This is a genomic window from Nocardioides sp. P5_C9_2, assembly GCF_054049555.1.
In genome coordinates this window covers 1-9,722 of the sequence record NZ_JBFUMD010000090.1, presented here as the reverse complement: position 1 = coordinate 9,722, position 9,722 = coordinate 1, and the positions used below count along the sequence as shown (strand labels likewise).

Annotated in this window: 8 protein-coding genes and 1 pseudogene; 7 read left to right on the top strand and 2 right to left on the bottom strand. The window is 72.2% G+C overall.

Annotated elements, in window-relative coordinates:
• Positions 1-362, top strand: a pseudogene (locus ACXJKL_RS06800) (23S rRNA (adenine(2503)-C(2))-methyltransferase RlmN); the annotation flags it as partial.
• Between the two features lie 410 nt (positions 363-772).
• Here the strand turns inward: ACXJKL_RS06800 and ACXJKL_RS06795 are convergent.
• Both ACXJKL_RS06795 and ACXJKL_RS06790 read right to left on the bottom strand, forming a co-directional pair.
• The gene (locus ACXJKL_RS06795; RefSeq protein ID WP_457206298.1) at positions 773-1,882 is read right to left on the bottom strand and encodes an LOG family protein; all 1,110 of its coding nucleotides are present in this window, start codon (positions 1,880-1,882) and stop codon (positions 773-775) included.
• Positions 1,883-1,927: 45 nt separating this feature from the next.
• On the bottom strand, positions 1,928-2,836 hold the full coding sequence (locus tag ACXJKL_RS06790) for a serine protein kinase RIO (protein WP_457206297.1): 909 nt from the start codon (positions 2,834-2,836) through the stop codon (positions 1,928-1,930).
• Between the two features lie 182 nt (positions 2,837-3,018).
• Between ACXJKL_RS06790 and ACXJKL_RS06785 the strand changes: the two genes are divergently transcribed.
• From ACXJKL_RS06785 to ACXJKL_RS06760, 6 genes are read left to right on the top strand one after another with little or no spacing between them, the layout of a single operon-like run.
• Positions 3,019-4,446 carry a M1 family metallopeptidase gene (locus tag ACXJKL_RS06785; RefSeq protein ID WP_457206296.1) on the top strand — a complete coding sequence of 476 codons (1,428 nt, stop codon included), beginning with the start codon at positions 3,019-3,021 and terminating at the stop codon, positions 4,444-4,446.
• On the top strand, positions 4,443-5,084 hold the full coding sequence (locus ACXJKL_RS06780; RefSeq protein WP_457206295.1) for an AMP-binding protein: 642 nt from the start codon (positions 4,443-4,445) through the stop codon (positions 5,082-5,084). Before ACXJKL_RS06785 ends, ACXJKL_RS06780 begins: the two co-directional genes overlap by 4 nt.
• Positions 5,081-6,208, top strand: a complete 1,128-nt coding sequence (dxr, locus tag ACXJKL_RS06775; RefSeq protein ID WP_457206294.1) for a 1-deoxy-D-xylulose-5-phosphate reductoisomerase — start codon at positions 5,081-5,083, stop codon at positions 6,206-6,208. The genes ACXJKL_RS06780 and dxr overlap by 4 nt, the downstream gene beginning before the upstream one ends.
• Positions 6,205-7,563 (top strand): M50 family metallopeptidase, encoded by a 1,359-nt coding sequence (locus ACXJKL_RS06770; RefSeq protein WP_457206293.1) that lies wholly within the window; start codon positions 6,205-6,207, stop codon positions 7,561-7,563. The genes dxr and ACXJKL_RS06770 overlap by 4 nt, the downstream gene beginning before the upstream one ends.
• 30 nt (positions 7,564-7,593) lie before the next feature.
• A complete protein-coding gene (gene ispG / locus ACXJKL_RS06765) occupies positions 7,594-8,769 on the top strand; it encodes a flavodoxin-dependent (E)-4-hydroxy-3-methylbut-2-enyl-diphosphate synthase (RefSeq protein WP_457206292.1) in 1,176 nt (391 codons plus the stop codon).
• On the top strand, positions 8,769-9,578 hold the full coding sequence (locus tag ACXJKL_RS06760) for a transglutaminase-like domain-containing protein (protein WP_457206291.1): 810 nt from the start codon (positions 8,769-8,771) through the stop codon (positions 9,576-9,578). Before ispG ends, ACXJKL_RS06760 begins: the two co-directional genes overlap by 1 nt.
• The last annotated feature ends 144 nt before the right edge of the window (positions 9,579-9,722 follow it).

The window sequence follows — 9,722 nt, the reverse complement described above, 5'->3', positions numbered from 1 at the left end:
AGCTGGTGCCGATCAACRCCCGCTTCTCGGTCGCTGAGACCGTCGAGGCGGCCTGGAACTACGCCCGGGTCACCAAGCGCCGCGTCTCCATCGAGTACGCCATGATGCGCGGCATCAACGACCAGGCCGAGCGCGCCGACCTGCTGGGTGACGTCCTCAACTCGTACGGCGACTGGGGCTGGGTGCACGTCAACCTGATCCCGCTCAACCCGACGCCCGGCTCGAAGTGGACGGCCAGCGACCCCAAGGACGAGCGCGAGTTCGTCCGCCGGCTCGAGGCCAAGGGGATCCCGACAACCGTCCGCGACACCCGCGGGCGCGAGATCGACGGCGCCTGCGGGCAGCTCGCGGCCGAGGCCTGAGGGCGCGGAGGTCCGACTCACTGGCCTGACGGGCTGGACTGGCGGCGTACGACGGGGCTTGCCGGCCTGACGGGCTGGACTGGCGGCGTACGACGTCTGGGTCACCGATCCGCCTGTCGCGGCCCGCCAGTCTGTAAGCGGGCCGCCGAGCGCCGGGCCATTGACAGCCGCGCGCCCGGGCGGACCGGCCGACGGGCTGGACTGGCGGCGTACGACAGGGCTKRCCGGCSCGACGGGCTGGACTGGCGGCGTACGACAGGGCTTGCCGGCCCGACGGGCTGGACTGGCGGCGTACGACGTCTGGGTCACCGATCCGCCTGTCGCGGCCCGCCAGTCTGTAGCGGGCCGCCGAGCGCCGGGCAAYCGACMRCCGCGCGCCCGGGCKGACCGGCCTGACCTGCCCGACAAGCTCAGCGGGCGGCGTACGACGTGACGAGCGCGGCGGCCTCGGGGACGGTGTCCACCAGGTGCACGTGCCCCTCCATGGCCCGACCCCGCGCGAGCGCCTCGAGCAACGGCCACGCCGGGACGGTGTCGGTCCAGTGCCGGCGGCCGACGAGGACCATCGGCGCGATCGAGGACTCGTCGGCGTAGTAGTTCTCGCAGGCGTCCTGGAAGATCTCCTGCACGGTCCCGCCCGCACCGGGCAGGAACACGATCCCCGCGGTGCACACCTCCAGCAGCACGGCCTCGCGGGTGGCGTTGCGGAAGTACTTCGCGATCGCGGTGGCGAAGGGGTTCGGCGGCTCGTGGCCGTAGTGCCACGTCGGGATGCCGAGCGACTCGACGGGGTCGGCCACCCCGTCGACCACCGCGAAGGCCGCGTCCGCCCAGGCCCCGACGTCCGGCGTGAACGACGGCACCGTGGCCAGCACCTCCAGCGCCTCGTCCAGGGCGTCGGTGCCCGAGGCGGACAGCAGGGCACCGAGGTTGGCGGCCTCCATGGCGCCGGGGCCACCGCCGGTGGCCACCRTCACCGCCGACCCCACGGACCGTCCGAGCCGCGCGGCGTCGGCGTACCCCGCCGAGCCGCGCTCCAGCGCGTGCCCGCCCATCACCCCCAGGATCCGCCGGCCCGCGATCCAGGCGGCGAGCGCCTGGTCGATGGCGTGGTCGTGCAGGGCCCGGGCGAGCGCCTCCTCCTGGGAGGCGGCACCCCGGTCGGTGCGGCGCTGGGACCAGGCGTAGGCCCGGGCGTCGAGCGAGGCGCGGTAGCGGGGTGTGTCGTAGAGGTCGCGGGGCGCGTAGAGCGTCGTGCGGTAGGTGTCGACCGGACTGCCGGCGAGGTCGGGGAGCACGACCCCGCCGCGGCGGCGTACCTCCTCCTCGTCCCCGTCGGCGAACGTGCAGCCGAGGAAGAGTGCCGACGCCACCGAGCGCGACAGCAGCACGCCGCCGCGCTCGGTGAGGTCCACGCCCACGATCCGCCAGCCCTCCAGCGACCGTGCGCCGCGGGCCAGCCGAGCGTCGAGGTCGGGGAGCGTGGTGATGTCGACGATGCGTCCGTGGGTGCGCCTCACGGGGTCAGCCAACCAGCCGGTGGACCGACCCCACGAGACGGCCCGTCAGAACGCGTGGGCCATCAGGTCCCCGAAGAGCTCCTGCTCGTCGACGTCGAGCCCGCGCGCCCGGAACCACTGGCACATGTTGGCGCAGTCGCGGAGCAGGAAGTCCATGCCCCGCGGGTTGCCCACCAGGTCGACGATCTGCGGCAGGTCGATGATGACGAGGCGCTCACCCGCGGCCAGCGTGTTGTACGGCGAGAGGTCGCCGTGGAYGACGCCCGCCTGGGCCATCGTGGCCAACGCGTCCCGCAGCTGCTCGAAGTAGGACTCGAGCAGGTACCGCCCGGGGCGCACCTGGGCGAGGCGCGGAGCGGTCTCCACCTCGCCGTCGACCACGTGGGTGATCCACTCCATCATGATCTCGGTCTCCTCGATCTGGACCGGGTAGGGGACCGGCACGCCGAGCTCCCAGAGGCGGCGCAGCGCACCCCACTCGGACCCGGCCCACTCGCCGGCCGCCACGACGCGCCCCCACGTCGACTTGCGCTTGAGGGCGCGGTTGTCGCGGGACCGCTTCATCGAGCGGCCCTCGGTGTAGGACGCGGCGCGGTGGAAGGTGCGGTGATCGGTGTCGCGGTAGCGCTTGGCCGCCATCACCACCCCGGTGTCGGGCCGGTGGGGGTCGGCGCGCTCGACGAGGAAGACGTCGGCCTCCTTGCCGGTCTTGAGGATGCCCAGCTCGGTGTCGATCGCACCGCTGGAGGTGACCACCCAGTCGGGGCGCGGCTCGGGACCCTTCATCAGGGCCTCGAGGTCGTCCCAGGGCGACCAGCGCTGGCCGTCGGGGAGGTCGTCGGCGTAGCCGGTGTAGTCGAAGACGAACCGCTCGTCGACGTCGGCGAGCCTGCCTTCGATGGGTAGAGCGGTGGTGCTAGGGGCGAGGAACCCCTCGGGAAATTCGGGTGTCATCGGTGCTCCGTGCGTGAGGAAGTCGGTCTGGGGACAGGCCGGGGACAGTCGTCGTCATGTCACGGCTCCTCTCGGACGGTGGTGCAGCGGTCGGCGCCGGGCGCGGCGCGTCGCGGCCCACGGTGGCGCACGCCCCCGTCCGCGCGCAACGGGTTTTCGTCGGGGAGCGGTACCTTGCTCGGGTGACCCACACCCTTCGACGTACGACGGCCGCGCTGCTCGCGAGCCTCGTCGTCGCGCCCGCCCTGATGACCCACGCCACCGCCTCCGGCGAGGAGTCCGCCCCGGCCGGCAGCAGCGGGATCGGCGACGCCTACTGGCCGCTGGACGGCAACGGCGGCATCGACGTGGCGTCGTACCGCATCAGGAACCGCTACGACCTCGCCACCCAGCGGCTGGAGGGTCGCACCGTCCTGGAGCTGACCGCGACCAGCGACCTGAGCAGCTTCCACCTCGACTTCCTGCTGCCGACGACGAAGGTGAGCGTCGACGGCAGGCGCGCCGCCCACGCGCGGCCGGACAAGCACGAGCTCCGGATCACCCCGGACGAGCCGCTGGTCGCGGGCTCGACCCACCGGGTCGTGGTGTCGTACGCCGGCACGCCCGACGGGAAGAAGTACGCCGGCGAGCGCAACTGGCTGGCCAACGACCGCGAGGTCGTGGCCATGAACCAGCCGCACATGGCGCCGTGGTGGTTCCCGGGCAACGACCACCCCAGCGACAAGGCGACCTTCGACATCTCGACCACTGTCGACCGCGGCCACGAGGTCATCGGCAACGGCACCCTGGTCAGCAAGAAGAAGACGCGACGGACGGTCACCTGGCGCTGGCGCGCCGAGGACCCGATGGCCACCTACCTGGCGTTCTTCGCCGCCGGTGACTTCGAGGTGGAGCGCGGCACCACCCACGGGATCCCGTGGGTCAACGCCGTCTCCCGCCTCCAGGACGACCACACCCGGGCGGGGTCGCTGCGGGCCCTGCGCACCAGCGCGTCGGTCGTGCACGGCCTCGCCCAGGATCTCGGGCCGTACCCCTTCGAGGTGACCGGCGGGCTCAGCACCGGCCTCCCGGTGGGCTTCGCCCTGGAGAACCAGACCCGTCCCACCTACCCCACGCTCGGCGGCCCCTCCGAGGGCCTCATCGTCCACGAGCTCGCGCACCAGTGGTTCGGCGACGACGTGGCCGTGGCCCGCTGGAGCGACATCTGGCTCAACGAGGGTGCCGCGACCTTCATGGAGTGGCGCTGGACGGAGCGCTCGGGCACCCGCAGCGCCGCCGACATCCTGCGCGCCTCCTACGACGACCGCGACGCCGCGGACCCCTTCTGGGAGGTCACCATCGGTGACCCGGGCAAGGACCTGATCTTCGACGACGCCGTCTACGACCGCGGCGCGATGACGTTGCAGGCACTGCGGCAGCGCATCGGCGACGAGGCGTTCTGGACGCTGGTGCGTACCTGGCTGCAGCAGCGGGGCGGCGCCAACGGCAGCACCCAGGACTTCGAGGCCCTCGCCGCCTCGACCAGCGGGCAGGACCTCACCTCGTTCTTCACCGCCTGGCTGCGCACCCCCAGCAAGCCGGCCCGGACGGCCGACAACGGGCTGGCATGAGCGCCAGCACCACGATCGACTGGTTCCGCAGGCCCGGCACCCGCGGCGACGACGACGCCGGCACGCTGAATGCCTGCTACAACGCGCTCGACCGGCACGTCATCCGCGGGCGCGCCGAGGACGTCGCCCTGGTCCTGGGCACGCGTGCGTGGACGTACGCCGAGCTGCTCACCGAGGTGGGGGCGCTCGCGGGCGTGCTGCGCGCCTTCGGGACCGGTGCCGGCGACCGCGTGGCCGTGAGCCCGCTCCCGACCTTCGAGGGAGTCGTGGTGACCCTGGCCGCGGCCCGGCTCGGGGCCGTCGTGGAGCACGTGGACGACCTCGCCCCGCTCGTGGCCACCTCCACGGTCCTGGTCGCCGGCACCGACCCGGCGCTCGACCCGGGTGACGTCCCGGTGCTCACCGTCGACGACAGCACCGAGCTGTCCTGGGCGATGGTGATGCGCGCGGGGCGCACCGAMCCGGCGGGCTGCACGGACGTCTCCGGCGACGCCGTGCTCGCCCGCGCGGGGGAGTCGGAGCTCCGGGTCCTGGACGCGCTCGGCGGGGACGACCTCCCGATCCCGACCGGAGTGTCGCTGCTCGAGGTCGGTGGACTCCGCCTGTGGTCGTCGGCACCCGTGGAGGAGCCCCGGTGAGCGCCCGCCGCGACGTCGTCGTCCTCGGGTCCACCGGCTCCATCGGCACCCAGGCACTCGACCTGGTCCGGGCCCACCCCGACCGCTTCCGGGTGGTCGCCCTGACCGCCGGGGGGTCGAACCCGGACCTCTTCGAGCAGCAGGTCGCCGAGTTCGTCCCGCCCTTCTCCGGGCTCGGCGAGCAGGCCTCGACCGAGGCCGCCGCGATGGCGTGCGACGTCGTGCTCAACGGGATCACCGGCGCCGTCGGCCTGCGCCCGACGCTGGCCGCCCTGGACGCCGGGACCACGCTGGCGCTGGCCAACAAGGAGTCGCTCATCATCGGCGGCCCGCTGGTGCGCGACCGCGCCCGCCCCGGGCAGATCGTGCCGGTCGACTCCGAGCACAGCGCCATCGCCCAGAGCCTGCGCGCCGGCACCACCGCAGAGGTACGCCGCCTGGTGCTGACCGCGAGCGGCGGCCCGTTCCGCGGCCGGTCCCGCGAGCAGCTCGCCGAGGTGACGCCCGAGCAGGCGCTGGCCCACCCGAACTTCGCGATGGGCAAGGTCATCACCACCAACTCCGCGACCCTGGTCAACAAGGGGTTGGAGGTGATCGAGGCACACCTGCTCTTCGACGTGCCGTTCGAGCGCATCGACGTGGTCGTGCACCCGCAGCAGCTGATCCACTCGATGGTGGAGTTCGTGGACGGCGCCGTCGTCGCCCAGCTCGGGCTGCCGACGATGCTCGTCCCGATCTCGTTGGGGATGGGGTGGCCYGACCGGGTGCCGGACGCCGAGACCCCGATCGACTGGACGAGGGCCGCCGACTGGCGCTTCGAGCCGCTCGACGACGACGTCTTCCCCGCGGTCCGGCTCGCCCGCGAGGCGGGGGAGCGGGGGTCTACGGCCCCGGCCGTCTACAACGCGGCCAACGAGGTCTGCGTGGAGGCGTTCCACGCCGGGCGGATCGCCTTCACCGACATCGTCGACACGGTTGCCCGGGTGCTTGCCCACCACGACGTACCCTCGAAGGAGCACCTCAGCGTCGAGGACGTCCTGGCGGCCGACGCCTGGGCCCGCCACGAGGCCGCCCGCACCATCCCAGACACCGACGTACCCAGACAGACCGACGGAGAACCGTGACCCCGCTGTACTACACGCTCGGCGTGCTGATCTTCGTCGTCGCGATCCTGGCGTCGATCGGCCTGCACGAGTTCGGGCACCTCATCCCCGCCAAGAAGTTCGGCGGCAAGGTGACCCAGTGGTTCGTGGGCTTCGGCCCCACCGTCTTCAGCCGCCGAGTCGGCGAGACGGAGTACGGCGTCAAGGCGATCCCGCTCGGCGGCTACGTCAAGATCGTCGGCATGCTCCCGCCCGGCAAGGGCGTGGAGGCGGTCGTCGACGAGCACGGCGAGACCCTCGTCCGGCAGTCCAACACCGGCAYGTTCACCCAGCTCATCTCCGACGCCCGCGCGGCGGAGTGGGAGCACGTGAAGCCCGAGGACTCCGACCGGCTGTTCTACAAGTTCCGGTCGTGGCAGAAGGTCGTCGTGATGGCCGGCGGCCCGACGGTCAACCTCGCGATCGCCTTCTTCCTCTTCTGGGGCGTCTTCGCCACCGTCGGGCAGGTCGTCGACGCGAAGGTCGAGCCCGTGGTCGCCGAGGTGATCCCGTGCATCGTGCCCGCCGACCAGGACGGTCGGGCCTGCACCGCCGAGGAGCTCCGGGACAACCCCAGCCCGGCCGCCGCGGCCGGCCTCGAGCCGGGCGACGAGTTCGTCAGCTTCAACGGCACCCCGGTCACCGACTGGGACCAGGTCCAGCAGGCGATCCGCGACAACAACGACGGCACCGCCACGATCGTGGTGGACCGCGACGGCACGCAGGTCACTCTGAAGGCCACCACCCAGGTCCAGCCGCGGCCCCTGGACTCCGCCTCGCCCGAGGAGCTGACCCCGGTCGGCTTCCTGGGCGTGATGCCGGTCGCCACCCCCGTCTACGAGACCGGCGGTCCGATCTACACGCTCCAGCAGATGGGCCGGATGACGGCTGACACCGTCGAGGCGCTCGTGCACCTGCCGGTCAAGGTCTGGGGCGTCGCCCGCGCCATCGTGGGCCTCGAGGAGCGCGATCCCTACGGCCCCGTCAGCGTCGTCGGCGGTGGCCGCATCGCCGGCGAGGTCGCGTCGGCGGACGAGACGACCTTCCCGATGCAGGACAAGATCGTCTCGCTGGTGATGCTGGTGGCGGGGTTCAACCTCTTCATCGGCCTCTTCAACTTCATCCCGCTGCTCCCGCTCGACGGCGGCCACATCGCCGGCGCGCTGTGGGAGGCCACCCGGCGTCGCTTCGCCCGGTTGCTCGGTCGCCCGGACCCCGGGTACGTCGACGTCGCCAAGCTGCTGCCGATCGCCTACGTGGTCGGCGCGGCGATGCTCGTCATGGGCATGGTGCTGATCGTCGGCGACCTCGTCGTGCCCCTCCACCTGGACGCCTGACCGGGACCTTCCCCCCAGTACGCTGGCGCCATGACCTCCGTCGGCTCCGCCATTGGCTCTCCCATCGGTCTGGGCATGCCCGCACTGCCCCCTCCGGTCCTCAGTCCGCGGCGCCCCACCCGCCAGATCAAGGTCGGCTCGGTCGGCGTCGGCAGCGAGAGCCCGATCTCAGTGCAGTCGATGACCACCACGCTCACCTCCGACGTCAACAGCACCCTCCAGCAGATCGCCGAGCTCACCGCGACCGGCTGCGACATCGTGCGCGTCGCCTGCCCCAGCCAGGACGACGCCGACGCGCTGCCCGAGATCGCCCAGCACTCCCAGATCCCGGTCATCGCCGACATCCACTTCCAGCCCAAGTACGTCTTCGCGGCCATCGACGCGGGATGCGCGGCGGTCCGGGTCAACCCGGGCAACATCCGCAAGTTCGACGACCAGGTCAAGGAGATCGCCCGGGCCGCGAAGGACCGCGGCACCTCGATCCGGATCGGCGTCAACGCCGGCTCCCTCGACAAGCGGATCATGGACAAGTACGGCAAGGCGACGCCCGAGGCGCTCGTCGAGTCGGCGGTGTGGGAGGCGAGCCTCTTCGAGGAGCACGGCTTCCACGACTTCAAGATCTCGGTCAAGCACAACGACCCGGTGGTCATGGTGCGGGCCTACGAGCTGCTCGCCGAGGCCGGCGACTGGCCGCTGCACCTCGGCGTGACCGAGGCCGGGCCCGCCTTCCAGGGCACCATCAAGTCGAGCGTGGCCTTCGGCCACCTGCTCAGCCAGGGCATCGGCGACACCATCCGCGTCTCGCTGAGCGCCCCGCCGGTCGAGGAGGTCAAGGTCGGCCTGCAGATCCTGGAGTCGCTGAACCTCAAGCCGCGTCGCCTCGAGATCGTGTCCTGCCCGAGCTGCGGTCGCGCGCAGGTGGACGTCTACAAGCTCGCCGAGGAGGTCACCGCCGGCCTCGAGGGAATGGAGGTGCCGCTGCGCGTCGCCGTCATGGGCTGTGTCGTCAACGGGCCCGGCGAGGCCCGCGAGGCCGACCTCGGTGTCGCGTCCGGCAACGGCAAGGGCCAGATCTTCGTCAAGGGCGAGGTCATCAAGACCGTGCCGGAGTCGCAGATCGTCGAGACGCTCATCGAGGAGGCGCTGCGGCTCGCCGAGGGCATGGAGCCCGTGGAGGGCGCCGAGGCCAGCGTCAGCATCAGCTGATGCAGGATCAGGTGACGCGTTCCGTCAGCAGCCGGATCGACGTGACCGTCGCGGCCCCGGCCGACCTGGTGTTCTCGGTCGCGGTGTCCAGCGAGCTCGCGCCCAGCGAGGAGACGCTCACCGTCACGGTCGACGACCGACCCGTGGAGACCACCGAGATCCTCGACGGCACCACGCGCCTGCACCGCGTCCCGTCCGCCCCGGTGGGCCGGCTGAGGCTCGCGTACGACGCCGTGGTCCCGCAGGCCGAGCCGACCGGCCCGGTCGGCGACCTCGAGGCCATCGTCTTCACCCGCCCGAGCCGTTACTGCGACTCGGACCGGCTCTCCCCGGTCGCGCACTCCTACTTCGGTGAGCTCGCCGGTGAGGAGCTGGTGCAGGCAGTCGTCTCGTGGGCTCTCACCCACATCACCTACGCCCCCGGCAGCAGCGGGCCGGTCGACGGCGCGCTGGAAACCTACGTGAGCCGCCGCGGCGTGTGCCGCGACACCTCGCAGCTGGTCATCACGTTCCTGCGGGCCCTCGGCGTCCCGTCGCGGCTGGTCAGCGTCTACGCCCCCGGCCTGGTCCCGATGGACTTCCACGCGGTCACCGAGGTCGCGATCGACGGGCAGTGGTACGTCGTCGACGGCACCGGACTCGCGCCCCGATCCTCCCTGGTACGGATCGCCACCGGCCGCGACGCCGCCGAYACGGCGTTCCTGACCGTCAACTCCGGCCGCACGACGATGGGCCCGATGACCGTCGCCGCGACCGTCGACCCCGGGCTGCCGTCCGACGACGGCCGGGCGCTGACGCGGCTGCGCTGAGGGGGCCGGGCGACCGCTACGACCTGAGTCACGGAGTGACTCAGCTTCCAGCGTGCGGCGCCCTCGTGTGGCGGCTACGACCTGAGTCACAGGGTGACTCAGGTCGTAGCGTCCGTCCCGGTGCTCCCGCGGGCCCCCGAGGAG

What these genes read in the sequence shown, in the direction of transcription:
- ispG (WP_457206292.1), top strand. Translation starts at nt 7,594, where the DNA reads ATGACCTCCGTCGGCTCCGCCATTGGCTCTCCCATCGGTCTGGGCATG.